Raw genomic sequence first — 26,358 nt, forward strand, 5'->3', positions numbered from 1 at the left:
CCGCAGTTGTTCGGCCAGCCCGGTTTCTCGATCGGGTTGGCCGAATCCGCCTTCAACGCAGCACCGAAGCGTAGCCCTCTTCCGCCAGCACCTGGCGCACAGCCGGCCTGGTCAGCATCCGCCGGTAGTGGGCCTCGCAGTTTTCCGGCAATGGAATGCCGATGCGATCGGCCCAGAACTCAACGTAGAACAGCGCCGCATCGGCGATCGTGAAGTGATCAACAACGTATTGCCGCCCGGCCAGTTCGCGATTGACGATGGCGAAAGCCTTGTCGATGATCTGCCGGCCCTGGGCCTTGACCGACTCGTGGTCCGAACTGCTCGGCGCGAAGCGCTCGGTAGTGAAAATCCGGGCAAAGCCTTGCGTGTGCAGCGTATGCACGGCGTAGTTCATGACGCTGAGCACCTGCACTTCATCCTTCAAGGCTTCCGGCAGCAATTTGCGCTTCGGGTAATTGCGCGCCAGCCACCAGGCGATGGCCGAGAATTCGGTGAGCGCCGTGCCATCGTCAAGGACCAGCGCCGGTATCGAACCCTTGGGATTGATCGCGGCATAGTCCTTCTTGTACTGGTCGCCGGCCAGCAGATTGACGACGTAGGCTTCGAAGACCAGGCCGCATTCTTCGAGCAGGATGTGGATGCCGGTCGAGCACGAACCCGGCGTCATGTAGAACTTCATGGTCATTCGGTTTCTTCCTCAAGCACCAGGCCAGCGAACAACCCTTCAGCGCGGATCATCGCCTTGAAGGCCTTCATCACCGGGCGGGATAGCGTTGTTTCAGCCAGCACGCGGGTTTCGTAAATGAAATTTTTGAGCGCCTCGCTCGACTCGCGCCGGGCATCCGCGATCAAGGCATGGAACTCGTCGCCAAAACGCTGGCCGGGCCGGTCCTTGACGGCGTCGTAGAGCGCCTCCATGACGATCTTGTCGACGCTCCCCATCTTGCACTTGCCGTCGAGGATCTTGAGCATGACCGTGGTGGCGCAATCGACATCGCTCGGCGACAGCGCATGCGTCGCCACCCAGTCGCGAACACGCGCTGCCGTCATGCCGCCAGCGGACCAGCCTGGGCGGCAACCAGCGCCTCGTAGCCGCCATCGACGCTGAACACTTTTGAATAGCGGAAATCGATGAACATCTGGGCGAAAACCTTGCTGGCGTTGCCGTGGTAGCAATAGATCACCACCGGTGCCTCCTTCGGCAGGCGCTTCATCCAGGCCAGCAGGCGATCTTCGGACAGATGCGCGGCACCATCGAGATGCGCCTTCTGGTAGTTGGCCATGTCGCGCACGTCAAAAACGATGGGGGGCGGCTCACCGCGCAGCAACGAGATGGCCTCACTGGCCGAAATGCAGCGAAAAGCAGGTTTTTCAACGGTGTTCATGGTGGGCGGCGGGAAAAAGGCAATAAACCTTCCGATGCAAGAGCAATGCCACCCGCCGGAATCGCGCAAAACGTTGATTTACGGTTCTTCGCCGGCATCCCGGCACCCGGAGTTGTCGCCTTCGCGACAATCTCCGAAGGCAAAACCCCGCCACAATCAACCGTCCCCGGCCGACGCTTTTCCGGTTAGGCTGTCCCGACTGCCACCGGCAGCCCACCAAGGAGCGCCATGCCTACCGCAACACGGCCCGATCAACGGCAGAACCAGCTTCTGGCCGGTCTGAGCCTGGCCGAGCAATCCCGGTTGCACGACGATCTCGAACCCGTTTTACTCGAGGACGGCAGCGTCCTGCAGAACGCCGGCGAGTTGCTGAGCCACGTCTATTTCCCGACCAGTTGCGTCATTTCGCTGATCGCCACCACCCGTGAAGGCGCTGCCACCGAGTTGGCCATGGTCGGCAACGAAGGTCTGGCCGGCATCTCGGCGGTTCTCGGCGACGAACTGTCCAGCCACAAGCTGGTCGTCCAGGGCGCCGGCCATGCCTATCGCCTGAAAGCCGAAACCCTGCGTTGGGAACTGGCCGAGGGCGGCCGCTTGCAGCAGATGGCGCTGCGTTACGCCCAGGCGCTCATGGTGCAGACCGCACAGGGCCTGCTCTGCGCCCGGCACCACAGCGTCGAACAGCAACTGGGCCGCTGGCTGCAGCTCTGTCTGGATCGGCGACCGGACAACCGGATCGCCATGACCCAGGAGCGCATCGCCAGCCTGCTCGGCCTGCGCCGCGAGGCAATCACCGACGTCGCCGGCAAGCTGCAGGCGGCCGGCCTGATCCGCTACGCCCGCGGCCAGATTGTCGTCGTCGACCGGCCGGCGCTCGAGGTGCGGGGCTGCGAATGCCATGGCGTGGTGCATTTGGAATTTGAGCGTTTTTTCCGGTCGACCGTAACAATCGATGCGCCCAGCCGCTTGCGCCCCAACCCGGCTACCCTGCGCCATCGCGCCGAGGCCCGTTGGCGCGAACTGCCGGACAGCGCGCCGGAAGACCCGAGCGAAGCCGCCCACTTGCTGCATGAACTGGAAATTCGCAAGATCGAGCTGGAAATCGACAACGAGGCGCTGCACGAAGCCAACGACCAGGCCGACGCGCTCAGCGAGCGCTACGCCGACATCTACGACTTCGCGCCGATCGGCTACTTCACGCTCGACGCCCAAGGCAACATCCTCGACCTCAATCTGGCCGGCGCCATTCTGCTCGGTCTCAAGCGCTCGCAGAAAAGCCGGCATCGTTTCATCAATTATCTGGCGCCCGAATGTCAGGCAGCTTTCACCGAGTTCGTCGACAAAGTTCTCGCCGAGAAAAAAAGCGGCTTCTGCGAGATTACGCTGATGGCCAGCGCGCAACGCCCGGCATCAACACTCAGGGTCGAAGCAGTCCCGGATGAAGAAGGCACCGAATGCCGGATGGTGCTCATGGACATGACCGAACAGCACAGTGCGCTACGGGCCCTCAAGCATTCGGAAATTCGCTATCGGCAGTTCATCGACGACCTGCCGGTTGGCAAGGGCGCCGCCGCAAAGCCGCCTAACGACAACTGACCTGCGCTTGGCCGGACAACAACGGCGAACGCCGTCGCCCGGCCATCAAGGCTGATCAGGCTGCGACTTTGGGACGCAGTTCCTTGGTGTGCTTCTCGAAGCCCGCGACCTGATTTTCGGCTTCTTCAGGCGTCACTTCATAGAGTTCCTGGACCTGGCTGACCAAAACTTCACGCTTGCTGTCGATGACAGCCAGTCGGGCGTTGTTGATCTTGCCCCAACGCGACTTGATCTTCACGCCAACCGACGTCCAGCCTGCTGCATCAATATCCCAGCTCATATCCGACTCCTTGTATTCGGCCCCCGGGCGAAATTGCCCGGCGCCCGCCCCGACCACAAAGCAGATCGGAAACGACAACCGGAATGTCTGTTGGGCGTTCCGGGATGCGAAACCAAGACTAGTTGGCGGCGCCAAGCCCGTCTGCGCGATTTCGCGCTTAGGGCGAAAATCGCCGGCCGACGGCACAAGCCGGGGCTTGTGCGGTCAACGGTCAAAACCGGGCTTTTTTTCCGGTCAACCGTAAAAATTGCCGCTCTTCCTCACCTCGCCCAGGCCCGCCACGGCGGCCCAAATTCCCTGCCGGACAAAGCCCGGCGCCAAAACCCGGAGATTCATCCAGCATGGCATCGATATTGCAGTTGCACTCCGCTACGAGCAGAACATTTTGACGGGAGGACAACCATGAGCATCACGACCATCGCATCGTTTTACGGCGCCAGCGCAGCAAACTCAGTGCGCAGCACGAGCGGCAGCGCGGCAAGCAGCCAGGGCACGGCAACTACGGCCACTAGCACAAAGAGCAGCGAAAGCACGACCGTGAGCATCTCGAACGAAGCCCGTCAGGCGGCTGCGACCGAAAGCCGGTTCGCCGTTCCGGAATCCGTTCGCCAGGCGGCACTGGCTGAACTGAACAGGGTTTTTCCGCAGGACATCCTCGACGAAGCGCAGGCCCGCCTGCAGGCCAACCAGGGCATAAGTGGCAGCACCAGCGCCACGCCGGGCCTGGGCAACCTGCCCCTGCTGCCGGAAAATGAGGCGCTCCTCGCCCAAATCAAGAGCGAAATGCACGCCGCCCGTGCCGCCAGCACTGAAGGCATGACCAACCTGACGCCCTACGTACAGCTGATCCATGCCGTCCAGACAGAAGGCTGGAAAACGCCGATGACGATGGCCGACGCGCAGCGCGAAGTCGACATCGCTGCGGCCATGGCCAGGCTGACGCCGGCGTCGAACCAGGCACCGCTGAGCGAAGCTGAACAGTTACAAAAGATCAATGCGGCAATGGCGCAAATCCAGCAGGAACAGGCCGGAGAAATCCCCGACAAGTGGAAGCAGCGCTGGCAGGAAGCAAACCTGAGCATGCCGGAAACGGCCACCACAACCTTCCCGCAATCCATCTGGCTCGGCCTGGCCAAGGCCGCCGGGATCGGCGAAGACGAGTTCCTCGCCAAGGCGCGCGAACTGGCCGGCAATTATTCCGGCAACAGCTTCCTGCAAGCCGTCGAAAGTTTTGTCAGCGAACGCTACACCGCAAGTTCCGGCACGACGTAGACCAGCGGAGGCTGCGCCGGCCAGCCGAAGGCGAACAATGCCCGCTGCGGCGACGGTGCTTTGCCGTTTAAACTTCGCCCTTTCCATTTCAGCCGGCCAGCATGCGCCTCCTCCACACCTCCGACTGGCACCTCGGCCAGCACTTCATGGGCAAGAGCCGGCAGGCCGAGCATCAGGCGCTGATCGGCTGGCTGCTTGAGCAGGTGGAAGCACAGGCGGTCGATGCGGTGCTCCTCGCCGGCGACATTTTCGACACCGGCACGCCGCCCTCCTACGCCCGCGAGCTGTACAACCAGCTCGTCGGCCAACTGTACAAAGCCGGCGTCCCGCTGCTGGTTCTCGGCGGCAACCACGATTCGCCGGCCACCCTGGGCGAAAGCCGCGAGCTGCTCGCCCACCTGGGCACCACCGTCATCGCCGCGACGCATGCCGACCCGGCGACGCAGGTCATCGTCCTGCCGCAGCGCAACGGCGAACCGGGCTGCATCGTCTGCGCCGTCCCCTTCATCCGCCCGCGCGACGTGCTGCAAAGCCAGGCCGGGCAAAGTGCCGAAGACAAGCAGTTGTCGCTGCAAACCGCCATCCAGGAACATTACGGTGCCGTCTTCGCGGCCGCCGTCGAACGCCAGAGCGCACTCGCCGCCGAACTCGGCCCGAATTTCGGCCGCCCGCTGCCCATCATCGCCACCGGCCACTTGACTACGGTCGGCGCCAGCACCAGCGAATCGGTCCGTGAAATCTACGTCGGCGCCCTCGAAGCCTTCCCGACCGCCGCCTTCCCGCCGGCCGCCTACATCGCCCTCGGCCACATCCACCGGCCGCAGAAAGTCGGCGGCCTCGAACACATCCGCTACTGCGGCTCGCCCATCCCGCTCGGCTTCGACGAAGCCAAGCAAACCAAGGAAATGCTGCTCGTCGATCTCGACAGCGACGGCCTCAAAGCCGTCACCGTCCTGCCCGTGCCGCGCTTCCAGAGCCTGGTTGCCGTCAGCGGCAATCTCGAAACGCTGGCCGGCGCCATCGGCGCCGCAGCCGCCCAAGGCACGCGCGAATGCCCGGCCTGGCTCGAAGTCACCGTCGCCGAAGACGACTACCTGGCCGACCTGCCGGCCCGCATCGAAGCACTGACCGAAGGCTGGCCAGTCGAAGTCCTGCGCATCCGCCGCCAGCGCGGCAACGCGGTCACCAGCCTGGCGGCAGAAGCCAGCGAAACCTTGGACGAACTCAGCCCGCACGACGTCTTCGCCCGTCGCCTGCAGCAGGAAGAGCTCGGCGACGAACTGCAATCCGCCCTCAACGAACGCTACCGCGCCGTCGTTGCCAGCCTGCAGGAACAAGAAGCATGAAAATCCTCACCCTGCGCCTGAAGAACCTCAATTCGCTCAAAGGCGAATGGAGCATCGATTTCACCAAGCCGCCCTTCACCGACAACTGCCTGTTCGCCATCACCGGCCCGACCGGCGCCGGCAAATCGACGCTGCTCGACGCCATCTGCCTCGCCCTTTACCACCAGACACCGCGCCTGAAGACCATCTCGGCGTCCGACAACGACATCATGACGCGGCACACCGCCGACTGTCTGGCCGAGGTGGAATTCGAGGTCAAAGGCGCCGTCTACCGCGCTTTCTGGAGCCAGCGCCGCTCGCGCGACAAGATCGACGGTGCGTTGCAGGCGCCCAAGGTTGAGCTAGCCACCGTCGATGGCACCATCCTGAGCACCCAGACCAACGACAAACTCAAACGCATCGCCGAAATCACCGGCCTCGATTTCCCTCGCTTCACCAAGTCCATGCTGCTCGCCCAGGGCGGCTTCGCGGCCTTTCTGAACGCCAGCGCCAACGAACGGGCCGAACTGCTCGAAGAACTGACCGGCACCGAAATCTACGGCGAGATTTCGCGCAAGGTTTTTGAACAGGCCCGCGAGGCCAAAAGCCAGCTCGACCAACTAAAAGCCCGCGCCGACGGCATGGAACTGCTGAGCGACGAGCAACGCGCCGTGATGCAGCTCGAAGCCGGCCGCCTCGACACCCAACTCACCGACGTCCAGCGCCGCCACCAGCAAACCCAGGCCCAACGCCAGTGGCGCCTCGATCTGGCGCAAGGCGAGCAGGAAATCAAAACCGCCGAAGGCAAGCTGATTGAAGCCGACACCGCCCTGACCGCCGTCGCACCGGAGCTCAAAAAACTCGCCGACAGCGAACCGGCCGAAGCCCTCAAACCGCTGCACCAGCAATGGCAACAAGCCGACGCCGCCTGCCGGCAAACCGAAGCCGAACTCAAGGCCCTGCACGCCGAACGCGAAACGCGGCAAGCCGAGCAACTCGCCCGGCACCAATCCGCCAGCCAGTTCAGCGCCCAGCTCGCCGCCCAGACCCAGCAAGCCCTGCAACAAAGCCAGCGCGAAGCCAAAGAACTCGACGACTTCTGCACCGCCCAGCCGCAACGCGCCCAACTCGGCGAACGCCTCGGTGTCTGGCGCCAGCAGTTCGAGCAGCGAGCCAAACTGGTCCGCGACCTCGCCACCCAGCAAGAAGCGCAGCAACAACTCGTCCGGGAGCTCGCCGAAACCGCCCAGCAGATCGAAAAACAGACTGCCACGGTCAACCGGGAAAAAGAGGCAAAAACCAAATCCGACGCGGCGCTGGAAAAAACCCAGACCGAGCAGAACCAGCGCCTGGCCGGCCAGACCCTGGCCGAACTGCGCCAGCACTGGCAGCGCGAACAAGCCGGCCTGAATCGCTGGCAACAACTAGAAGCCCTCGCCCAGCGCCGCCGCGAACTGGCCGCCCAACAAACGACGCAAACCAAGCAACTGCAGCAAGCTCAGGAAAAGATCGCGGCCCAGGAAAAGGGGCTGACCGCCCTGCGCGAACAGCACAAGGAACTCGCCGCCCAGGTCGCCGACAAGCAAAAGCTGCTCGAACAGGAACGCCGCATCCAGAGCCTCGAAGCGCATCGCCGCCAACTGCAGCCGGACGAAGCCTGCCCGCTATGCGGCGCCCACGACCACCCGGCCATCGCCGACTATGCCGCGCTCGACGTTTCCGCCACCGAAACCGCCCTTAAGGAAAAACAGGCGGCGCTCGACGCGCTCGTCCAGAAAGGCCAGCAAGCCAAGGCCGAACAAGCCGCCACGCAGGCCACACAAAAAGAATGGCTGGTCCAGCAGGCCAAGACCATGCAGGAAACGACCCGCCTCCAAACGGAGTGGGCCGAACTGCTCGCCGGCCTCGCCAACGCTACGCCGCTGGCGGACAGCGCATGGCAGGAACCGGAAACCCTCGCCACCGCACGCAGCGTCGCCGAACAAGCGTTGGCCCGACTCGCCCAGCGCCAGCAAGCCGCCGACCAGGGCGAACAAGCCCTGAACGCTGCCCGCAAAACCGCCGCCGACGCCGCCCAAACCCTGCTTAACGCCAGCAACCAGCTCAATCTGCTGCAACAGACGGCGCAAACCGGCCAGCTACGCCAGGCCGAATTCGTCAAAACCGCGCAAACGCTGAGCCAGGAACAGACCGAACTCGACGCCAAACTGGGCGCAACGCTGACCGCCGCCAACTACCAAATCCCCGCCGAACCCGCCGCCTGGCTGCAGGAACGCGACGGCGAATGGCAGCACTGGCAGCAAACCCAGAAACGCCGCCACGAACTCGCCGAAATCCTCGTCAAACAACAGGAACAATTCAACGCTGCCCAGGCCCAGGCCACGCACTGGTCCGAACAGCTAGCCGACCTCAGCTTGCCACGGTCAACCGGAAATATCGGCCAAAATCAAAATCCCGATACCATCACCGACGACCCCGCAAGCGCCCTCGCCCGCTGCGCCGAGGCGATAGCCGACCTGACCCGGCAACTCGCCGCCCAACAAGGCCGCCAGACGCAACTCGAAGCCAATCTCGCCCAACAGCAAAAAGCTCTCACCGAGGCCACAACCGCCTGGCAAACCGCCCTCGCCACCAGCCCCTTCGCCGACCTCGCCGCCTACAGCGCCGCGCTGCTGCCACCGGAAGAGCGCCAGCGCCTGCAGCAAATCAAGGAAACCCGGCAACTGGCGCAGCAACAAGCCGCCGCCGTCCTCAAGGCCGCCAGCGAAAAGCTGCTCCGCCTGCAAACCACGCCACCACCGCGCGATTCAGTCGAAAACCCGATCCCGCCGCTGCCCGAACTCGACGACCTCCTCGCCCACCTCGAAACCCACCGCCGCGAACTCAGCGAACAACTCGGCGCCCAGCGCGCCCTGCTCACCCGCGACGAACAAACCCGCCAAAACCAGCAAGCGCTATTCGCCCAGATCGCCGCGCAGACAACCGAAAGCGACCTCTGGCAACGCCTCGACAGCCTGATCGGCTCGGCCAAAGGCGACAAATTCCGCAAATTTGCCCAGGGCCTGACCCTCGACCACCTGCTCCACCTCGCCAACAGCCACCTCGCCCGCCTGCACGGCCGCTACCTGCTGCGCCGCAAAACCACCGGCGAACTCGAACTCGACATCGTCGACAGCTGGCAAGGCGAAGTCGCCCGCGACACCCGTACCCTCTCCGGCGGCGAAAGCTTCCTTGTCAGTCTGGCTCTGGCGCTCGCCCTCTCCGACCTGGTCAGCCACAAGACCAGCATCGACTCGCTCTTCCTCGACGAAGGCTTCGGCACCCTCGATGCCGACACCCTGGAAATCGCCCTCAACGCCCTCGACACCCTCAACGCCAGCGGCAAAATGATCGGCGTCATCAGCCACGTCGAAGGCATGAAGGAACGAATTCCGGCGCAGATTCGGGTGGAAAAAGGCGGCGGGGTTGGGTATTCGCAGTTGAGGATTTAGGGGTGGTCAGCATGTGAGAAGCATCTTCACAGTCGACTGCAACAATAAATAACATTCGAGATGGTTAACATCCCAAACCATAATATCTCTGACCCATTTAGGCTAAATTCAAACGTTAGGTATCTCTTGTGAGCGACGACGACTTTCACCTATGGAACGACGAACTGTCCGAAAGGGAAACATTTCTAATTGGGAAGACAATTGCCCAATGGGGCGCACTCGAGCACGAGATTTTTGTACAAACCTTAATGACCTTCGAGGGTGAGGAGACTGTTCTACCCAAGGCAATGAACAACCTGCAGTTCACTGAAATATTGGGCTTATGGAAAGAGCGCGTTGTTACCAAAGCTGACAGCAAGCGGAGGAAGGTTCTAGAGCAACAGCACGAAAAAATTCTCAAACTAAAAGACTACCGTGACGCCTTAGTTCACGGTATGTGGCAATGGTCTAGAGCGGAGCTTTCTAAAATTACGTCCGTGCGCATCCGAAAGAAAGAGGTTATCTCGGTTCATTTCACGGCAGATGATTTGGCTGATTTTTCTCTTAAGGTTGCCAGCGTAAATTTCAAGCTTCGATTCCCCAGCGGTCTTGAAGACTTGGCAGAGCAACGTGCCGCTGAAGGTTTTTACGTTAGCCGTCTTGGGGCGGCACTCTTGACGGGTGACCCTCTCGCAGATGAGTGGTTTAAATCTATAGGTGTCACTACAGTTGATGAAGAGAAAACCAAGCCCAATACCTAAGCTTTAAAACAAAAGGGGTCGGAGTGAATTGAAAATCAAAATTATCCCGACCTCCTTATCCGCCGCTCCAATTTATAACCAAGAATATCTAAATGCCCGCAAAACCCCCGGTCATTCACCACCACCCCGCCCATCAACCAAGCACCCAGCCGCCGCTGCTTTTCATCCACGGCGGCTACAGTAACGCCGCGCTGTGGGGCGTTCGCTTCATCCCTTATTTCCAGGATCAGGGTTACGACTGCTACGCGCTTGAGCTTTCCGGGCACGGCAGCCGCCCGGCGGATCGGGCGCATCTTGATGATTTCGGCCTCGACGATTACGTCACCGATCTCGCTGCTGCCGTCGCCAGCCTGCCCGCTGCGCCCGTGCTGATCGCCCATTCGATGGGCTGCCTGGTCAGCCAGCGCTTTCTCGAACGGGGTGTGGCGCGCGCCGTGGCTTTTCTGGCGCCGGTGCCGCCGACCGGCACGGCTGGCACGGTCAGCCGTTTCGCGCTGACCATGCCGGATTTCTTTGCCGAGTTGCCGAATGCGGTCAACGGTACGGCCAGCGAAAAAACCATGCGCACGATGGCCAGTGTCTATTTTTCGCCAAGCATGGCGCCGAAAGAAACCGTCCAGTATCTGCCGCTGATCCAGCCGGAATCGGAAAAGGCGGTTGCCGAAATGCTGACCGCGCCCTTGCGCATCGCCCGTGGCCGGGCCCGCATTCCGGCGCTGGTCATGGGTGGTTCGGCCGATCAGGTCTTCCCGGCCTCTATGCTTTTCTTCACCGCTGCTTCGTGGAATGCCAAAACACAGATCATCGAGGGGGCTGGCCACATGCTGATGCTCGACCCGCAATGGCCGGAGGCTGCCGGCAAGCTTGAGGCATGGCTGGAAAGCCTGGCCTGAGGCCGCATTCTGGCGGCTGATGCACGAGGAAAATGAAAAATGGCGCAGATCCGATCTGCGCCATTTTTTTAACCCGGATTACGCTGCCTAACGTTCAGGAACGGGGCTCGCCGCGCTCATTGACGGTGATGGTTTGTCCCGGTGGATTGGCCATCTGGACGCGATGTTCCTGGTCACGGAAGACGTAGGAAACATCCCAGTAGTCAGGGCGTCCAGCGCTTGAGGCATTGGTACAGCGTTGCACATCGCGGGTCTGGGCCGATGTATCGCCGCGCCCGATATTGGCCCCGAGGAGTCCTCCGGCGACGGCTCCGGCCGCCGTGGCGAGATCCTTGCCGTGGCCGCCACCGACCTGATGGCCGAGTACGCCGCCAATGACGGCGCCGGCGATGGCTGCCGGGATGTTGGCGGCAGTGCGTTCCGGGGCAATTTGTTCCCGTTCGACCCAGCAACGCTGATCAGGCGTTCCCACGACGGCGCGGACTGCGGTGACATCGGCCTCGTACAGCCGCTCGTTGTTGCGCCGGCGACTGTCGTAAATCGGCGGCGGCGGTGGGGCATAGCGCTCATCTTCAATGCGTGCGTCGAGGAGAACTTCCTTGACGGACGAAATGCGATCATTCAAGCCCATCGCTGCCAGTGAGGGATAACGGCCGGGCCGCAAGACAACGCAGCGGCCGGTGAATCCGGCATTTTCGCAAACCTCCCAACGATGGTTGAGAACGATGGCGGACGAGGCGCGGTCGTTGAAGCCCTGGCGCGCGAAGTTGATGACCCTTTCCTGGGTTTTGAACGATCGGCCGGCAAAGCCTTCCTGTTCAAAGAAGGTAATTTGCGGAACTGCGTTGTCCTTGGGCGCCGCGATGGGGTCGGGGGCAAATCGATTTGCCGCAATACGTGCACTGCGTTGTATCGGCTTGACCGATGTAACGCGCTCATTCAAGCCCATGGCCGCCAGCGATGGGTACTCGCCGGGACGCAAGACAACGCAGTGGCCGCGAAACCGTCGGTCTTCGCAGACCTCCCAGCGCCCGCTCCTGACGATGACCGACGAGGCGCGGTCATTGAAACCGAAACGTTCGAAGTTGCCGATTTGCCGGTCGGTGGAGAACGATTCCCCGGCGAAGCCTTCGCGCTCGTAAAACGTCACGTCAGCGGCAGCCGCCGTACTGATCGCCAAGCAGACCATGGCAAGGATATTTCTCAATCTGGAATTCATTGATTTCTCCGGTTCAAGTGCTGGCAGACAGCAGCTTTTGAGGGCAACCATAGCCTGGTCTGGCGGATCGGACTGTGTGGCAACGCACAGAGTCAGCGGGCTAAAATGGGCATCGTGTATCGACCGCGCCGAACAACGCTCACCCTATTGGCAGCCATGACAACACCCGGAAAACCCAAACCGTTCTCGATGATTCGTGAATTTCAGCTGGCCGACTGGTTCACGCTCGGCAATGCGATCAGCGGCGTTGGTGCGCTGTTTTCGACCATGACTTATCTGCAGACCGGCGATACCAGGCACATCCATTTCGCCTGCGCCCTGCTCGTTGCGGCACTGATCTTTGACGTTCTGGATGGCCGGATCGCCCGCTGGCGGCAAAAGACATCGGATATCGGCCGCGAGCTTGATTCCCTAGCCGACATCATTTCCTTTGGCGTGGCACCGGCGGTGATGGGCTACGCCCTGGGCATGAACGGACTTTTTGACCGTATCGTCCTGGCCTACTTTGTCGCCTGCGGCGTCTCGCGGCTGGCCCGCTACAACGTGACGGCGGAAGAGCTTTCGGCCGGCGGCGACAAGGTTAAATACTTTGAAGGCACGCCAATTCCAACCTCGCTGCTAATCGTTGGCATCCTGTTTTTCGCCGCATCAACGGGTGCCGTCGGCGGCTCACTGTGGTTCGGCGAACTGACACTTGGCGGATTCAAGCTTCATCCGCTGGTCCTCATGTTCGCCTTGTCCGGCTCGCTGATGATCAGTCGAATCAGGGTTCCCAAGCCGTAAAGTAGGGAAATCGCAAGAATCCCACGGTCAACCGGAAAAAAGGCCAAATTTTGAAATGGCCAGACCAGCCTGAAACCGGTCAAGCCTCACCGTTATGCACCGCGCTCAGGCGCTCCGAGACGTATTCGCCGCGTGTCGTCGAGTTGTTTTCCTGACCGTTCGTGGCACACCAGGCGAAAAACTCTTCAGGAACGATCTGGTATTCGAGAGCCAGCACGCCGGAGCGCTGGAAGTTACGGCGGGCCAGAACGGCCATCGCCTTCCATTTTTCGAACGATTCCTCGAAACAGTCGGGATCGACAGCCGTCGCCTTGACCTCGGCCCAGGTTTCCGGGGTGTACCAGGTAACGCCGACAACCAGCGACTGGGTGCGGCGCTTGGCCTTGATGCTTTGATAGAGGGTGGGTTTTCTCATTGTTGGTGGAGATGGCGGAAATGGTTGAGGAAAGGCCGGTAGCGAACAAGAATCAAGTGACCCACGCAAAAGCAATGCCATCCGCCAGCCTCGTTCTCTCGCCCAGTATTGCGGGGTTGGCCGACATTGGCCAGACCACGCTTGTTAACTTCCCAACAATCCAGGGTATCAATCCCACGCCAGCGCCCCACCCGTCTGGTACTCGGTGACGCGGGTTTCGAAGAAGTTCTTCTCCTTGCGCAGATTGGCCTGCTCGTCGAGCCAGGGGAGGACGTTTTCGGCCCCGGGGAAAGGCTCGGCAACGCCGACCTGGCGGGCCCGGCGGTTGGCGATGAAGCGGAACTGGGCGACGTGCAGCTCGGCGTTGTAGCCGAGGATCGGTTCGCGCAGGATGTAGCCGGCGTAGGCGGTTTCGGCCGCTTCGGCTTCGTCCCACAGTTGGCGCAGGGCGGCCGGGTCGAGCGTCAGGTTTTCCTCGATCAGCAGTTCGCGGATGACGCGGATGCCGAAGGCGCAGTGCAGCACCTCGTCGCGCATGATGTATTGCAGCTGCTCGGCGGCGCCCTTCATGAGGCCGCGCCGCTGCAGCGCGAAGACCGGGGTGAAGCCGTTGTAGAACCAGCAGCCTTCGAAGATCACCGCGAAGAAGAAGTAGGAGAGCGCGAATTCGTGCAGGTTGGCGCGGTCTTCGAGGTCGAAATCGGAGCGCATGACGCGCTCCAGCCGGCGGTTGGCCAGGGCGATCTTGCCGTGGATTTCGGGTACGACGCGGTAGCGGTTGTAGATTTCCTGCTGGTCGAGGCCGAGGCTTTCGATGCAGTGCTGGTAGGTCCAGGTGTGCAGCGCTTCTTCGTAGACCTGGCGGGCCTGGTAGATCTGCAGTTCCGGCGCGCTCATCTTTTCCATGACGGCCAGGCCGATGTTGCGCATGGCCAGGATGTCGGAGGTCGTCAGGTAGGCCAGGACGTTTTCGAAGACGTGGCGCTCGGCTGGCGACAGTTTGTGCTGGTAGTCGTGCACGTCCTGCGCCATGCCGATTTCGAGCGGCGTCCAGTGGTTGCGGTTGGCTTTGAGGAAGAATTCCCAGGCCCACGGGTATTTGAACGGGGCGAGCTGGTTGATGTCGGCCTTGCCGTTGACGATGCGCTTGTCGGCGGCGTTGGTTGGGGCCAGGGCGGCGGCTGTTTTCATTTTTGGCGAAAAATTCCGGTTGACCGTGGGAACTGGCGCGTTGGGCGGGGGGGCTGGCGAATCCCAGTCGTCGAAGCGAAAAGCTGCATTCATGTTGTTCTCTCGTGAAAGGTTTGGTCAGGCGCCGAAGGCGGCCATCGTTTGCCGCAGTTCTTCCAGCCCCTTGAGCAAATCCGGGCCGGGATGGGTGAAGTACTCGCCGGTCAGCGGCAGGATAGGGATGCCGGGTTTGGCGATGGCCGGGTTACAGCTTTCACCGCGCTGGTTTTGCAGGGCAAAGATCAGATCGGGTTGGCGCCGGCCTATCCAGGCGGCGACGTCGCCATCCGGGGCATCCGGTTTGAAGTTGCGGATGCTGTCGTGGTCGGCCACGACCTCGAAGCCGGCGGCGGAAAAGACTTCATGCAGCGTCGTGCCCTGGCCGAAGGAATACGGCGCATTGCTGCAGGCCGAGAGGATCAGCACGCGGCGCTGGCGGCTATCGACCCGCGCCGCGGCGCGCCAGTCGGCGGCGAATTTGTCGACACGGCGATCGATGTCGGCAACACCGGCAGCCCGGCCGATGTCGCGCAACATCGCCTCGACCCCGGCCATGCCGCGAAACCCGCCGACGCGCAGGGCCTTGGCGCCAGACGGCGTCGCCGCCTGCACTTTGGCCGCCGGCGTCCATTCGGAAAAGATGACCAGATCGGGCTCCAGCATGTCGATCACTCCGGCATCGGGGTCGATGACGCCGCCGGTATCCGGCCGGGCCAGGGTGTCGTAGCGGCTGACGCCGACGATGCAGTCGGTCAGCCCGAGCCAGTCGAGAGCGCGGCTGATGTAGGGCGACTGGCTGACGATGCGCGGGCAGTCGGCGGCTTGGGCGAGCCCGGCCGAGAGGGTCAGGCAGAGCAAGGCAATGGCGCGGAATTTCATGGTTTTCCTTTGGTTCGGATTCATTGGCAGGCCTCGCACTCCGGGTTGTGGCTACGGCCGCTGCGCTTAACCTGGCAAGCCAGGTTAGCCTGCGCCGCAACCCGTCGAAGAAGTTGGTCGGGTTTCATTGGCATGCTTCGCACTCCGGGTTGTCTATCGCGCAGAACTTCGGCTCGTCCGGAACCGCCGCCTCGTCGCGCCCGCCCGCTTTCTCGGCCTGGCTGGCGCCCAGCGTGCGCAGGTAGTAGGTCGTTTTCAAACCGCGCAACCAGGCCAGTTTGTAGATTTCGTCGAGCTTCTTGCCGGAAGGCAGCGCCAGATAGAGGTTGAGCGACTGGGCCTGGTCGATCCATTTCTGACGACGGGCGGCGGCTTCGATGAGCCATACCGGGTCGATCTCAAAGGCCGTCGCGTAGCGCGCCTTGAGCTCTTCCGGTACGCGCTCGATGCGGGCCAGCGAGCCGTCGAAATACTTGAGGTCGGCGACCATGACTTCGTCCCACAGGCCGAGCGCTTTGAGGTCGCGGACCAGCGCGTCATTGACCACGGTGAACTCGCCGGACAGGTTCGATTTGACGTAGAGGTTCTGGTAGGCCGGCTCGATGCTGGCCGAGACGCCGACGATGTTGGAGATGGTCGCGGTCGGCGCGATGGCGACGCAGTTGGAATTGCGCATGCCGTGGCGGGCGATGCGTTCGCGTAGCATTTCCCAATTTTGCGAAAAATTCCGGTTGACCGTCACCGCCGTGCCCCGCCCTGCTTCCAATAGCTGAATGGAGTCAAGCGGCAGGATGCCCTGATCCCACAGGCTGCCGGTGAAGCTCGAATAGCGGCCGCGTTCGCGGGCCAGTTCGCTCGATGCCGAGTAGGCGTGATAGCAGACGGCTTCCATGGTCCGGTCGGCGAATTCCACCGCAGCGGTCGACGCGTAAGGCAGGCCGATTTCGTACAGACAATCGGCAAAACCCATGATGCCGAGGCCGACCGGGCGATGCCGCAGGTTGGCGTTGCGTGCCTTGGGCGTGGCGTAGAAGTTGATGTCGACGACGTTGTCGAGCATGCGCAACGCGGTGGTCACGGTGCGGGCCAGCTTGGCCTGATCCAATGCGCCGTCCTTCAGATGCGCCAGCAGATTGACCGAACCGAGGTTGCAGACCGCCGTTTCCTCATCCGAGGTATTGAGCGTGATCTCCGTGCACAGGTTGCTCGAATGCACGACGCCGACGTGCTGCTGCGGCGAGCGCAGGTTGCAGGCATCCTTGAAGGTGATCCACGGATGGCCGGTTTCGAACAGCATGGTCAGCATCTTGCGCCACAGTTGGACGGCGGGAATCTTCTTGTGCAGCTTGAGCCGACCGGCGGCTGCTTCCACCTCGTAGCCGACGTAGGCCGCCTCGAATTCGGCGCCGAATTTGTCATGCAGATCGGGCACGTCGACCGGCGAGAACAGCGTCCATTCACCGTTGTCCATCACCCGCTGCATGAACAGGTCGGGTATCCAGTTGGCCGTGTTCATGTCGTGCGTACGGCGGCGCTCGTCGCCGGTGTTTTTGCGCAGGTCGAGGAATTCCTCGATATCGAGGTGCCAGGTTTCGAGATAGGCGCAGACGGCCCCCTTGCGCTTGCCACCCTGGTTCACGGCGACCGCCGTGTCATTGACCACCTTCAAAAATGGAATGACGCCCTGACTCTGGCCGTTGGTGCCCTTGATCCGGCTGCCCAGCGAACGCACCGGCGTCCAGTCGTTGCCCAGGCCGCCGGCGTATTTCTGCAGCAGGGCGTTTTCCTTGATCGACTGGTAGATGCCGTCGAGATCGTCGGCGACGGTGGTCAGGTAGCACGACGACAGTTGCGAATGCAGCGTGCCGCTGTTGAACAGGGTCGGCGTCGAGCACATGAAATCGAAACTGGAAATCAGGTCGTAGAACTCGATGGCGCGGGCTTCGCGGTCGATTTCATTGAGCGCCAGACCCATCGCGACACGCATGAAGAAAATCTGCGGCAGCTCGATGCGGCGGCCGGCTATGTGCAGGAAATAGCGGTCGTACAGCGTCTGCAGGCCGAGGTAGCCGAACTGCAAATCGCGCTCCGGCTTCAGTGCTTTGGCCAGACGCGGCAGGTCGAAACTGGCCAGACGCGGGTCGAGCAGTTCGGCAGCGATGCCGCGTTGTATGAATTTTGGCCAATATTTCCGGTTGACCGTGGCAAAGTCCTCCGCCGCCACCGGCGCGCCAATCACCTCCTCGCTCAGGCTGGCCAGCAGCAGGCGGGCCGTCGCGTAGTTGTAGCCCGGCTCGCGCTCGATCAGGGTGCGCGCGGCGAGGATCAGGGCCTGCTGCACATCGGCCATGGCGACGCCATCGTAGAGATTCTTCAGCGCCTGATCGAGGATGGTTCGTGCCGAAACGCTCTCGCCCAGCCCGGCGCAGGCAGCTTCGCATGTTTTCAGCAAGGCGGCGATATCGAGCGGCTGGCGCTGGCCATCGACCAGAACATGGAGCACCGGCGCACCGGCCACCTCGGCCAGGCTTCCCCGTTCGGCGGTCCGGCGTTCGCGGTACAGCACGTAGGCGCGGGCGACGTCGTGCTCGCCGGCGCGCATCAACGCCAGTTCGACCTGATCCTGGATGTCCTCGATATGTACCGTGCCACCATCCGGCGAACGGCGCGTCAGCGACCGGACAACCGTCTGCGTCAGGCGGGAAACAACTTCGCGAAGGCGTGACGAAACGGCGCTCTGGCTGCCCTCGACAGCGAGAAACGCCTTGCTCAGCGCAACGGCGATCTTGTCGGCGTCGAACGCAACGAGCGCGCCGTTACGCCGGATGACCTGAAGGGCGGCAACGGCAAACTCGTTGTCGGCAGAAAGTGCGTGAACAGTGGATGGCAAGGCGATTCTCCGTAACGGGGGGCGGAGAACCGGGTGCGCGGGCGGCAATCGAGCGCAGGCCAAGGCTTCGGGAAAATTCCCGATAGCAGATAGGCACAGCACGCAAACGGCCAAAGGACCACGCAAAAACCTCTCGTCCGGGACACCCCGCCCCAAAAACATCAAAGAAAGTTCGTTGCGGCAGGTCTCCTGGCTCTCGGTTCAGCGCGCTTCACCTACCTTCCCGGACGCATCCAGTGGCGTGTGTTGGCGAAGCGCTCGCCGATTACAGTTGCGGGGGCAGCCCCGGAATTCAGACCTTGCGGCCTGGCACCGGATTCCCGTTTTAATCCCCGGAAAGGGAACCATCAACGGGGCGAAGTCTAGCCAAGCCGCCCAGGGCATGTCAAGGAGATAAACAACTAGATGTAGTAGTTATCACTACGAATCAAACTATATAACGGAAAAATCAACCGAATTGACGACTCAACTACGGACCACATGCAGCTCCGGGGGGCGTTTCGCGGTCGCCTGTTGATCCAGCTTTGTCTGGACAAGCTGAAGGGTCACCATGTCCATCCGACTGGTCTGGATCGAGTCGCGAATCACGGCAGCAACGATCTCGGCGACCGTGACATCGCAGCCGGTATCGACGAAATGCTTGAAATAGATCAGCGTAATCCGCGCCCAAGCCGCCGGGCTGATCTGGACGATGAACTCGTTGCGCAAGCTGCGCTGCGCATTTTCCAGGCACTCATCGACCAGGCGCCCCGCGTCGCTCGCTAGTGGCGGCGCCAATAGCGCCAGGCTGGCGCAGATCTGGTCTCTCAAATGATCAAGGTTCATGCCGAAGGCCCTCCCCGATTCAGAAGCATTCCTAACGTCGACCAACAGCCCGGCAGGAAGTTCGGGCTCTGCGACGCGGCGGGGCCGGCCGTAAAGTCGGCTATCATCGTCAGGCTCCAGACCTCATCCCTGCCCCATGCGTCCCCTAGCCTTCGTTGACCTCGAAACCACCGGTGCCACCGCCACCCATGACCGCATCACGGAAATCGGCATTGTCGAAGTCGATGCCGACGGCACCGTTCGCGAGTGGCAGCAACTGGTCAATCCCGGCATGCGGATTCCGCCCTTTATCGAGCAACTGACCGGCATCAGCAACGACATGGTGGCCGATGCGCCGCCGTTCGAGGCGGTGGCCGCCGAAACCATGAAGCGCCTGGAAGGCCGGCTGTTCATCGCCCACAACGCACGTTTCGACTACGGCTTCCTGAAAAACGAATTCAAGCGCCTCGGCATCACCTTCCGCGCTTCGGTGCTGTGCACCGTCAAGCTGTCGCGCGCGCTGTTTCCCGAACACAAGCGGCACAACCTCGACAGCCTGATCGAGCGCCACGACCTGCAGGCCGCCGCCCGGCACCGGGCACTGGCCGATGCCCAGTTGATATTTCAATTTTGGCAAAAAATTCGGGTTGACCGTAGCAACGAGCAAATCGAGGCCGCGCTCAAGGCGCAGAACGCCCATCCCAGCCTGCCGCCGCATCTCGACGCCGGGATCATCGATGAACTGCCGGAAACCCACGGCGTTTATCTGTTCTACGGCGAAAACAACCTGCCGCTCTACGTCGGCAAGGCCAAGGACATCCGCCAGCGCGTGCTCTCGCACTTTGCCGGCGACCACAGCGCCGCCAAGGAAATGGAACTGGCGCAGCAGGTCAAGCGCATCGACTGGATCGAAACGGCCGGTGAAATCGGCGCGCTGCTCAAGGAATCGGCGCTGATCAAGCAATTGCAGCCGTCGCACAACCGCCAGTTGCGCAAGAACGACGAAGCCTGCACATGGACGCTGGTCGACGAAGGCGAAGGCTGGCTGCGCCCGCAACTCGTGGCGCTGGCCGACATCGAGGCCGGCCTGACCAGCGCCTGCTACGGCCTGTTCAAGACGACCAAGGAGGCCAACAACGTCCTGCGCGCCCTGGCCGAATCGCACAATCTGTGCGACGTGCTGCTCGGTCTGGAAAAAGCCAAACCCGGCAAACCGTGCTTCGGCTACCAGCTCCGGCGTTGCAAGGGCGCCTGCGTTGGTGCCGAGCCCTACGCCAAGCACACGGTTCGCCTGATCTCCGCCCTCGTCGGCCTCAAGCTCGTCGCCTGGCCCTTCGCCGGCCCCGGGCTGGTCCGCGAGGGCGACGAAATCCACCTCATCGAAGGCTGGCGCTACCTCGGCAGCGCCGCCTCGGACGAAGAACTGCACACCCTGCTCGACAGCCCGCGCCCGCCTTTCGACCGCGACATCTACAAAATTCTGACGAAATACGTCGGCAAGCTGATTCCGTTATCATCAAGCCGACCATCCTGAACGGAACGATCATGAAAACCGCTGCCCTTGTTCTCGCTGCCATCTCGGCCTTCTCCCTGCCCGTCGCCGCCGAAGAAATCGGCTGCGCGACCACCACCTGGAAGCTGATCGGAGCCAATCACCGGGTCTGCATTTACGCCTACGACGACCCGAAAATTTCCGGCGTCACCTGCCACGTCAGCCAGGCGCGTACCGGCGGCGTCAAGGGCAGCTTCGGGCTGGCCGAAGATCCGTCGCAGTTCTCGCTGGCCTGCCGCCAGATCGGCCCGATCACCCTGCCGGTCAAGCTGGCAGAAGACGAAATCGTGTTCAGCAACGACACCTCAATTTTCTTCAAGGAAACCGATGTCCATCGCTTCTTCGACCACAAGCGCAACGTCCTGATCTACATGGCGATCAGCCGCAAGATCATCGAAGGCGCCCCGGCCAACGCCATTTCGACCGTGCCGATCCAGCCCTGGGGCGGCAAGTAAGGTGAAAACCTCACGCGACGCGATCAGCCCCTACATCACCAAGGACGGTTCCGAAATCCGCGAACTGCTGCACCCGGCCCATCATGGCGCACGAAACCAGAGCCTGGCCGAAGCGCTGGTGCCGGCCGGATGCACAACCTTGCTACACCGCCATGAAGTCACCGAAGAGATTTACCACGTCACCGGCGGTACGGGGGTCATGACGCTGGGCGCTGAAAAATTCCCGATCGGCCCCGGCGACAGCGTGCTGATCCCGCCCGGCACGCCGCATTGCGTGGCGAATACGGGTAAAGCGGCGCTGGTCATTTTGTGCTGCTGTGCGCCGGCCTATGCGCACGAGGATACGGTTTTGCTGGACGCGTCGGCTTAAGGAAAACGCCACCTCTTGGCGTCAGCCCGCCTTCTTCAACCATTCCGGCAGTGTTGCCGAAAGCTGACTCCCCTCGCCCGCCAGATCTCGCTGCTCACCGACAAACAAGTAATACGGCGCCTGAACGCCCGGCAGATACGGAACCGGCGCCCGCAATTCAGCCGAAAACTGCTCGGCAAACAAACGCCTGAGCATCGCCAGATGTTCGCCCGACAGATGCACACCGTCATGGCCGAACCATTTGCGCCAGAAAGTGTTGCTCAATCGACCACCGGCGGCCGGCAGATGAAAATCGACGACACCGATGCGCCCGCCCGGGGCCAGCATGGCCTGGGCATTGGCGATCACCCGCGACCAGTCGGGAATCATCGTCAGCGCGTAGGACATGAAGACGAAATCGACCGGCTGATCGGGCTGCCAGCTTGTCGCATCGGCCTCGATGACCCTGATCCGCTCATGGCCGACCGCCCGTTGCCGCGCCACGTCGAGCAAGGCCGGGCAGAGGTCGACCATGTCGAAGCAGGCAAACTGGCCGGCCCGGGCGCCGATCCGCAGCAGGCTGCTGCCGGTGCCGCAGCCGAGTTCGACGACCCGGGCGCCGGGCTGCAGACCCAGTCGCTCGATCAGTTCCTGCCGGCCATGCAGCAGGCGCTCGCGAAAGGCATCGTAACGGTCGGCCTGCGGCGCATAGAAAGCCTGCAGGCGTTCGGCGTGGCTGCCCGAATTCGGCTGGCCACGCAGCAGGCGCCACAGAATTCGGGCGTCGGCTGCCAGATCAGCCGCGGCCATGTTCCGCCAGTTGGGCAACGACGAACCCGGCATAGGTATGGACGCGATCGTCGCCTTGCAGGCGGGCGGCAAGTTCGCGCTCGAAATTGAGCATTTCCTTGAGCGGCTTGTGCTGCGGGCCGGCCGTCACCCAGTCGAGGAACGGCGGGTTGGCGTGGGCGCTGCGTAGCAGCAGCCGGGCCTTGGGTGCCGCCCGCTCGAAGATGGCGTTCCATTCCTCGATCAGCGCCGCCGGGTAGTAGCAGCTCATCCAGTCCATGTGGTCGAGCAGCACGAAGCGCGTGATCGGCTCGTCGCCAGCCTGCAGGAATTCGGTGACGGTACAGGTGTGCGGCTCGATGCAATCGACCAGGCCGCCCTTGAGCGCGTTGAAGTTTTCTTCCTTCAAATAGGACGGGCAGCAGTCGCGGGTGTAGCTGCCGGTCAGATAGACACGCCAGAAGTAGTTTTCACCGACCGGCAAGTTGCGGAAAACGTATTCGATGGCATCGCGGATGAAGCCGGAAACGCCGCCCGGATGCTGGCCCTGGACCAAGCGGCGCTGGGGATGCGGCACGCCGAGCAGGCTCATGGTCAGCTGGCGGTTGAGCACCCAGTTGATGACCGGCGTCCACAGCTCGCTGGCGATCTTTTCGTCGTAAATCCGGCGCTGTTCTTCCAGGTTTTTCGAGGCGAACAGTTCCGTAACGCGCAGGGCGAGCGCCGGCCGCATGCGGAAATAGGTGCGGAAACCGCGCGCCACAAAGCCGGCCAGGCCATGAAAATAAAAGCTGCCGTGACGGCTTGCGAACCAGTTGTAGCGACGATCCCAGTAGGTTTTGGCGAAGTCGGACAGTTCGGCCCGCAACTGGTGACGGTAAATATTCTTGATGTTGGGGTGAAAGCCGCTGCCGAAAATGGCAAAGAAATCATCGAAACCGAGCTTGCGGATACCCGCCATCTTGAGTTCAAGCAGTGCATTCTGGCGCGGGTTGGCGTCAATCGCATAGACCTTCGCCGGCCCTTGCAGCGCGTAATCGAGCGCATTGCAGCCGGCGCTGGTGATCACCATCACCGTGTCCTGCGGCCCGAGATGCAGGGCCTGGCGGTCGACCGCCGGGTCTTCCCAGCACGTGTTGTAGACCAGCGAGCGCGAATAGAGCGCATCGAAAATCTTCTGGTCGATGCGGTCCTTGAGGGTCAGATTGAGAGCGGGTACGGCCAGGTTCTGCGGTGCGGGTGCGTTCATGTCGGCGCGGGTCGGTTGGGAATTTCCCGAAATTAAGCGCCGCGTGTTACGACCCCATGACAAACGGCAATCGATCGCACATCGGGCCCGCTTTCCGGCCCGCAGCCATTTCAATTTTGGCCGTTTTTTCCGGTTGACCGTGGCATCCGGCGCCCGGTAAAAGTTTGATACAAACCGTCGCAAAAACACCCATCGAAAAAAGTCCAATCGGGGCAAAACTGTGGGTCTACTGATTTTGCAAAAGGAGAGACCGATGCAGACTGATCCCCATTGGCAAGAACAGACCCTTGCCCGCTTCATTCTGGCCTCCCGCCAGCACCTCGGCCTGATCCAGGCGCCCACCAGCCTCAGGCCGCCGCGCCGCGTTGCCGGATCAAGCCGCAAGTTGTTGCGCTCGCTGGTCGTCGCCAGTTCTCTCGGCGCCTTGTTCGGTGCCCCGGCATTGGCCAGCGAAACCAGCAACGAACCGGCCAAGCGCAGCCCGAACGAACACGGCACACGAATGAAAGCCAACGACCATAGCGCCCACGCGCACCGGCTTTCCATCCACGGCCGAAATCGCTGATCAATATCCCCAAACCCACGCAACAAGAGGTAGCCATGAACCGTAATTCACTGAAGATGACCGTCGCCGCCATCGCTGTCGCAGCCGCCATGGGCGGCGCCTATTCGCTCGGTCAGAACGTGCCTTTCGGCCACGCCAACGCAGCCACCCAACCGACTGCCGCCGTCGCCGCTCCGGCAATCAACATCACCACCCCCAACGGCCTGCCCGACATGCGCAGCATCGTCGCCAGCAACGCCCCGGCCGTGGTCAATATCAGCGTCACCGGCACGCGCAAGACGGCGGCTACTGGCCCCGACCTGCAGCAGATGGACCCGAACGACCCGTTCTTCCAGTTCTTCCGCCACTTTCGCGGCCAGATGCCGGAAAGCAACCAGCCGCTGCACGGCCTCGGCTCCGGCTTCATTGTCACGGCCGATGGCACGGTGCTGACCAACGCCCATGTCGTCGATGGCGCCGAGGAAGTCACCGTCAAGCTCAACGACAAGCGCGAATTCAAGGCCAAGGTGCTTGGCCTCGACAAGGCCAGCGACGTCGCCGTGCTCAAAATCGACGCCAAAAACCTGCCAACGGTAAAGCTGGGCACCTCGCTGCAAACCCAGGTCGGCGAATGGGTGCTCGCCATCGGCTCGCCCTACGGCTTCGAAAGCAGCGCCAGCGCCGGTATCGTCTCGGCCAAGTCGCGCAACCTGCCGGATGGCAGCTACGTGCCCTTCATCCAGACCGACGTTGCGGTCAATCCAGGCAACTCCGGCGGCCCGCTGTTCAACATGAACGGCGAAGTGATCGGTATCAACTCGCAGATCTACTCGCGCAGCGGCGGCTACCAGGGCCTCTCCTTCGCCATCCCGATCGAGGTGGCGATGAACGTCGAGAAGCAGATCGTCGCCCACGGCAAGGTCCAGCGCGGCAAACTCGGCGTCAGCATCCAGGAAGTCAATCAGTCGCTGGCCGACACCTTCGGCCTCGCCAAGCCGGCCGGCGCGCTGGTCGCCTCCGTCGAAAAAGGCAGCCCGGCCGCCAAGGGCGGGCTGGAACCGGGCGACGTCATCCTCGGCATCGACGGCAAAACCATCGAAGCTGCAGGCGAACTGCCGGCCGCCGTCGCCACCAAACTGCCCGGCGAATCGGCCCGCCTGCAAGTCTGGCGCAAGGGCCAAACGCGGAACATCGACGTCAAGGTCGGCAGCTTCGGCGAGGAAAAAGTGGCAGCCAACGAAGCGCCATCCGCCGACAAAGGCCGGCTCGGCGTCGCCGTCCGCCCGCTGACGCCGGAAGAACAGCGCCAGGCCGAAGTCAAAGGTGGCCTGCTCGTCGAACAATCCGGCGGCGCCGCCAGCCGCGCCGGCATCCGCCCGGGCGACATCATACTTTCGGTCAACGGCCAGCCTATAGGCGACATCGACCAGCTACGCGGCATCATCGCCAAATCCGGCAAGAAAGCCGCCATCCTGATCGAACGCGGCGACTCACGAATATTCGTGCCAGTCGATCTGGGTTAAACGTCAAAAAGGCCGTTCATCCGAACGGCCTTTTTAATAAATACATGGGAGAGTTAGTCAATTTGCGAACATGGCGGCAAAGTGCCGATTGCCGGCGGGTGACAAATCGATGCTCGACGATGGCTTGATGTTCATCAAGCAAGGAATCTAGGCCTTACCCACACCCTTTCTCTGCGCCTCAGCCAGAAGTTCTCTGGCCACCTCCTGCGCCATCATCAACGTCTCTTCCGCATCTTCCTTTGCCACCCGAAGGGTGTTCGCTGCAGCCTTCTGCGCTACCAGCAGGGTTTCCTGCGCTGTTTCAGACAAGCTACCAGCCACCGCCGCTACTGAAGACAGTGCCATTGCGACGATCGCCTCGGCTGCTATTACCGCCAGCGCCGTCGTCTCAGCCCGCTTCGCCAGCTTTTCCGCAGCTATTGCTGCATCCAGCGACATCTGCCCGTTTTCTATGTCAAACGCCAAGGCATCTGTGCCATCCCTGCTCCCGAGGCTGGCATTCAAGTTGAGGAGAATTACCATTTCCTGCTCTGGCGTCGCGACAGCTGTTTCTGCGTAAGTTTTCATACAGACTCCGGTCTTTGGTTTTTCATCTGTTCGCCTGGCATATCCAGAAATGGCGGAAATATAGGGCAATTACCAAACGCTGTATGTGCGCCAGCGCACAGGCCCACAACAAATGATTTCCAGAGAAA

General features: G+C 62.0%; 25 protein-coding genes and 1 riboswitch. Of the genes, 12 read left to right on the forward strand and 13 right to left on the reverse strand.

Annotated features, from left to right (window positions below; all coding sequences use genetic code 11):
- Window positions 1–52: 52 nt before the first annotated feature.
- From KI613_RS10910 to KI613_RS10920, 3 genes are read right to left on the reverse strand one after another with little or no spacing between them, the layout of a single operon-like run.
- Complete coding sequence (locus KI613_RS10910) at window positions 53–685, reverse strand: glutathione S-transferase family protein (protein ID WP_226399311.1); 633 nt, start codon at window positions 683–685, stop codon at window positions 53–55.
- Window positions 682–1,050, reverse strand: coding sequence for a hypothetical protein (locus tag KI613_RS10915; RefSeq protein WP_226399313.1), 369 nt, complete (start codon window positions 1,048–1,050; stop codon window positions 682–684). Before KI613_RS10915 ends, KI613_RS10910 begins: the two co-directional genes overlap by 4 nt.
- Entirely contained in the window at window positions 1,047–1,385 is a 339-nt protein-coding gene (locus KI613_RS10920; RefSeq protein ID WP_226399324.1) for a thiosulfate sulfurtransferase GlpE, read from the reverse strand. The genes KI613_RS10915 and KI613_RS10920 overlap by 4 nt, the downstream gene beginning before the upstream one ends.
- A 228-nt stretch (window positions 1,386–1,613) precedes the next feature.
- On the opposite strand from KI613_RS10920, the gene KI613_RS10925 reads away from it, so the two are divergent.
- Entirely contained in the window at window positions 1,614–2,981 is a 1,368-nt protein-coding gene (locus KI613_RS10925; protein WP_226399325.1) for a helix-turn-helix domain-containing protein, read from the forward strand.
- A 55-nt stretch (window positions 2,982–3,036) separates the two neighbouring features.
- Here KI613_RS10925 and KI613_RS10930 read toward each other — a convergent pair whose 3' ends face one another.
- Window positions 3,037–3,261 (reverse strand): CsbD family protein, encoded by a 225-nt coding sequence (locus tag KI613_RS10930; RefSeq protein ID WP_226399327.1) that lies wholly within the window; start codon window positions 3,259–3,261, stop codon window positions 3,037–3,039.
- A gap of 402 nt (window positions 3,262–3,663) precedes the next feature.
- On the opposite strand from KI613_RS10930, the gene KI613_RS10935 reads away from it, so the two are divergent.
- The 5 genes from KI613_RS10935 to KI613_RS10955 all read left to right on the forward strand — a co-directional run bounded on the left by KI613_RS10935 (window position 3,664) and on the right by KI613_RS10955 (window position 10,982).
- Entirely contained in the window at window positions 3,664–4,533 is an 870-nt protein-coding gene (locus KI613_RS10935; RefSeq protein WP_226399329.1) for a hypothetical protein, read from the forward strand.
- A 101-nt stretch (window positions 4,534–4,634) separates the two neighbouring features.
- Window positions 4,635–5,879, forward strand: a complete 1,245-nt coding sequence (sbcD, locus tag KI613_RS10940; RefSeq protein WP_226399331.1) for an exonuclease subunit SbcD — start codon at window positions 4,635–4,637, stop codon at window positions 5,877–5,879.
- A complete protein-coding gene (locus KI613_RS10945; protein ID WP_226399333.1) occupies window positions 5,876–9,349 on the forward strand; it encodes an AAA family ATPase in 3,474 nt (1,157 codons plus the stop codon). Before sbcD ends, KI613_RS10945 begins: the two co-directional genes overlap by 4 nt.
- A gap of 128 nt (window positions 9,350–9,477) precedes the next feature.
- Window positions 9,478–10,089: a hypothetical protein gene (locus tag KI613_RS10950; protein ID WP_226399335.1), complete on the forward strand. Its 612-nt coding sequence runs from the start codon at window positions 9,478–9,480 to the stop codon at window positions 10,087–10,089.
- A gap of 92 nt (window positions 10,090–10,181) precedes the next feature.
- A complete protein-coding gene (locus tag KI613_RS10955; protein WP_226399337.1) occupies window positions 10,182–10,982 on the forward strand; it encodes an alpha/beta hydrolase in 801 nt (266 codons plus the stop codon).
- Between the two features lie 94 nt (window positions 10,983–11,076).
- Here the strand turns inward: KI613_RS10955 and KI613_RS21305 are convergent, their stop codons facing one another.
- Window positions 11,077–12,201 (reverse strand): beta/gamma crystallin-related protein, encoded by a 1,125-nt coding sequence (locus tag KI613_RS21305; protein ID WP_319004067.1) that lies wholly within the window; start codon window positions 12,199–12,201, stop codon window positions 11,077–11,079.
- A 156-nt stretch (window positions 12,202–12,357) separates the two neighbouring features.
- Here KI613_RS21305 and pssA point away from each other — a divergent pair, with 156 nt between their 5' ends.
- Window positions 12,358–12,984 (forward strand): CDP-diacylglycerol--serine O-phosphatidyltransferase, encoded by a 627-nt coding sequence (pssA, locus tag KI613_RS10970; RefSeq protein ID WP_226399339.1) that lies wholly within the window; start codon window positions 12,358–12,360, stop codon window positions 12,982–12,984.
- A gap of 79 nt (window positions 12,985–13,063) precedes the next feature.
- On the opposite strand, the gene KI613_RS10975 is transcribed toward pssA, so the two are convergent.
- From KI613_RS10975 to KI613_RS10995, 5 genes are all read right to left on the reverse strand, one after another.
- Window positions 13,064–13,399 carry a hypothetical protein gene (locus tag KI613_RS10975; RefSeq protein WP_226399341.1) on the reverse strand — a complete coding sequence of 112 codons (336 nt, stop codon included), beginning with the start codon at window positions 13,397–13,399 and terminating at the stop codon, window positions 13,064–13,066.
- A 168-nt stretch (window positions 13,400–13,567) separates the two neighbouring features.
- On the reverse strand, window positions 13,568–14,683 hold the full coding sequence (locus KI613_RS10980; protein WP_226399343.1) for a ribonucleotide-diphosphate reductase subunit beta: 1,116 nt from the start codon (window positions 14,681–14,683) through the stop codon (window positions 13,568–13,570).
- Window positions 14,684–14,707: 24 nt separating this feature from the next.
- On the reverse strand, window positions 14,708–15,508 hold the full coding sequence (locus KI613_RS10985) for an ABC transporter substrate-binding protein (protein WP_226399345.1): 801 nt from the start codon (window positions 15,506–15,508) through the stop codon (window positions 14,708–14,710).
- Window positions 15,509–15,632: 124 nt separating this feature from the next.
- On the reverse strand, window positions 15,633–18,398 hold the full coding sequence (locus KI613_RS10990) for a ribonucleoside-diphosphate reductase subunit alpha (protein ID WP_226399347.1): 2,766 nt from the start codon (window positions 18,396–18,398) through the stop codon (window positions 15,633–15,635).
- A gap of 163 nt (window positions 18,399–18,561) precedes the next feature.
- Window positions 18,562–18,762: riboswitch (cobalamin riboswitch) on the reverse strand.
- A 101-nt stretch (window positions 18,763–18,863) separates the two neighbouring features.
- Complete coding sequence (locus tag KI613_RS10995) at window positions 18,864–19,223, reverse strand: hypothetical protein (RefSeq protein WP_226399349.1); 360 nt, start codon at window positions 19,221–19,223, stop codon at window positions 18,864–18,866.
- 136 nt (window positions 19,224–19,359) lie between these two features.
- Between KI613_RS10995 and KI613_RS11000 the strand changes: the two genes are divergently transcribed.
- From KI613_RS11000 to KI613_RS11010, 3 genes are read left to right on the forward strand one after another with little or no spacing between them, the layout of a single operon-like run.
- On the forward strand, window positions 19,360–20,736 hold the full coding sequence (locus KI613_RS11000) for a 3'-5' exonuclease family protein (RefSeq protein ID WP_226399351.1): 1,377 nt from the start codon (window positions 19,360–19,362) through the stop codon (window positions 20,734–20,736).
- Window positions 20,737–20,747: 11 nt separating this feature from the next.
- Window positions 20,748–21,209 carry a CreA family protein gene (locus KI613_RS11005; protein WP_226399353.1) on the forward strand — a complete coding sequence of 154 codons (462 nt, stop codon included), beginning with the start codon at window positions 20,748–20,750 and terminating at the stop codon, window positions 21,207–21,209.
- 1 nt (window position 21,210) lies between these two features.
- Window positions 21,211–21,579, forward strand: a complete 369-nt coding sequence (locus KI613_RS11010; RefSeq protein WP_226399355.1) for a cupin domain-containing protein — start codon at window positions 21,211–21,213, stop codon at window positions 21,577–21,579.
- Between the two features lie 21 nt (window positions 21,580–21,600).
- On the opposite strand, the gene KI613_RS11015 is transcribed toward KI613_RS11010, so the two are convergent.
- Window positions 21,601–22,368, reverse strand: coding sequence for a class I SAM-dependent methyltransferase (locus KI613_RS11015; protein ID WP_226399357.1), 768 nt, complete (start codon window positions 22,366–22,368; stop codon window positions 21,601–21,603).
- The gene (locus tag KI613_RS11020) at window positions 22,355–23,596 is read right to left on the reverse strand and encodes a DUF3419 family protein (protein WP_226399359.1); all 1,242 of its coding nucleotides are present in this window, start codon (window positions 23,594–23,596) and stop codon (window positions 22,355–22,357) included. The genes KI613_RS11015 and KI613_RS11020 overlap by 14 nt, the downstream gene beginning before the upstream one ends.
- A 253-nt stretch (window positions 23,597–23,849) precedes the next feature.
- Between KI613_RS11020 and KI613_RS11025 the strand changes: the two genes are divergently transcribed.
- Both KI613_RS11025 and KI613_RS11030 read left to right on the forward strand, forming a co-directional pair.
- Window positions 23,850–24,161 (forward strand): hypothetical protein, encoded by a 312-nt coding sequence (locus KI613_RS11025; RefSeq protein ID WP_226399361.1) that lies wholly within the window; start codon window positions 23,850–23,852, stop codon window positions 24,159–24,161.
- 35 nt (window positions 24,162–24,196) lie between these two features.
- Entirely contained in the window at window positions 24,197–25,663 is a 1,467-nt protein-coding gene (locus tag KI613_RS11030) for a DegQ family serine endoprotease (protein WP_226399363.1), read from the forward strand.
- Window positions 25,664–25,810: 147 nt separating this feature from the next.
- Here KI613_RS11030 and KI613_RS11035 read toward each other — a convergent pair whose 3' ends face one another.
- Window positions 25,811–26,230 carry a hypothetical protein gene (locus KI613_RS11035; RefSeq protein WP_226399365.1) on the reverse strand — a complete coding sequence of 140 codons (420 nt, stop codon included), beginning with the start codon at window positions 26,228–26,230 and terminating at the stop codon, window positions 25,811–25,813.
- Window positions 26,231–26,358 lie beyond the last annotated feature (128 nt).

The organism is Ferribacterium limneticum (assembly GCF_020510585.1).
In the GTDB taxonomy this organism is placed as follows: Bacteria; Pseudomonadota; Gammaproteobacteria; order Burkholderiales; family Rhodocyclaceae; genus Azonexus.

Excerpts from the sequence above, each read along its gene's own strand:
- KI613_RS11035 (WP_226399365.1), bottom strand. The coding sequence starts at position 26,230 with ATGAAAACTTACGCAGAAACAGCTGTCGCGACGCCAGAGCAGGAAATG.
- KI613_RS10925 (WP_226399325.1), top strand. The coding sequence starts at position 1,614 with ATGCCTACCGCAACACGGCCCGATCAACGGCAGAACCAGCTTCTGGCC.
- KI613_RS10980 (WP_226399343.1), bottom strand. The coding sequence starts at position 14,683 with ATGAATGCAGCTTTTCGCTTCGACGACTGGGATTCGCCAGCCCCCCCG.
- KI613_RS10935 (WP_226399329.1), top strand. The coding sequence starts at position 3,664 with ATGAGCATCACGACCATCGCATCGTTTTACGGCGCCAGCGCAGCAAAC.
- KI613_RS10985 (WP_226399345.1), bottom strand. The coding sequence starts at position 15,508 with ATGAAATTCCGCGCCATTGCCTTGCTCTGCCTGACCCTCTCGGCCGGG.
- KI613_RS11000 (WP_226399351.1), top strand. The coding sequence starts at position 19,360 with ATGCGTCCCCTAGCCTTCGTTGACCTCGAAACCACCGGTGCCACCGCC.
- KI613_RS11020 (WP_226399359.1), bottom strand. The coding sequence starts at position 23,596 with ATGAACGCACCCGCACCGCAGAACCTGGCCGTACCCGCTCTCAATCTG.
- KI613_RS11025 (WP_226399361.1), top strand. The coding sequence starts at position 23,850 with ATGCAGACTGATCCCCATTGGCAAGAACAGACCCTTGCCCGCTTCATT.
- KI613_RS10930 (WP_226399327.1), bottom strand. The coding sequence starts at position 3,261 with ATGAGCTGGGATATTGATGCAGCAGGCTGGACGTCGGTTGGCGTGAAG.
- KI613_RS11005 (WP_226399353.1), top strand. The coding sequence starts at position 20,748 with ATGAAAACCGCTGCCCTTGTTCTCGCTGCCATCTCGGCCTTCTCCCTG.
- KI613_RS10955 (WP_226399337.1), top strand. The coding sequence starts at position 10,182 with ATGCCCGCAAAACCCCCGGTCATTCACCACCACCCCGCCCATCAACCA.
- KI613_RS10910 (WP_226399311.1), bottom strand. The coding sequence starts at position 685 with ATGACCATGAAGTTCTACATGACGCCGGGTTCGTGCTCGACCGGCATC.
- KI613_RS10975 (WP_226399341.1), bottom strand. The coding sequence starts at position 13,399 with ATGAGAAAACCCACCCTCTATCAAAGCATCAAGGCCAAGCGCCGCACC.
- KI613_RS10945 (WP_226399333.1), top strand. The coding sequence starts at position 5,876 with ATGAAAATCCTCACCCTGCGCCTGAAGAACCTCAATTCGCTCAAAGGC.
- pssA (WP_226399339.1), top strand. The coding sequence starts at position 12,358 with ATGACAACACCCGGAAAACCCAAACCGTTCTCGATGATTCGTGAATTT.
- KI613_RS10920 (WP_226399324.1), bottom strand. The coding sequence starts at position 1,385 with ATGAACACCGTTGAAAAACCTGCTTTTCGCTGCATTTCGGCCAGTGAG.
- KI613_RS11030 (WP_226399363.1), top strand. The coding sequence starts at position 24,197 with ATGAACCGTAATTCACTGAAGATGACCGTCGCCGCCATCGCTGTCGCA.
- KI613_RS21305 (WP_319004067.1), bottom strand. The coding sequence starts at position 12,201 with ATGAATTCCAGATTGAGAAATATCCTTGCCATGGTCTGCTTGGCGATC.
- KI613_RS10915 (WP_226399313.1), bottom strand. The coding sequence starts at position 1,050 with ATGACGGCAGCGCGTGTTCGCGACTGGGTGGCGACGCATGCGCTGTCG.
- KI613_RS10995 (WP_226399349.1), bottom strand. The coding sequence starts at position 19,223 with ATGAACCTTGATCATTTGAGAGACCAGATCTGCGCCAGCCTGGCGCTA.
- KI613_RS11015 (WP_226399357.1), bottom strand. The coding sequence starts at position 22,368 with ATGGCCGCGGCTGATCTGGCAGCCGACGCCCGAATTCTGTGGCGCCTG.
- sbcD (WP_226399331.1), top strand. The coding sequence starts at position 4,635 with ATGCGCCTCCTCCACACCTCCGACTGGCACCTCGGCCAGCACTTCATG.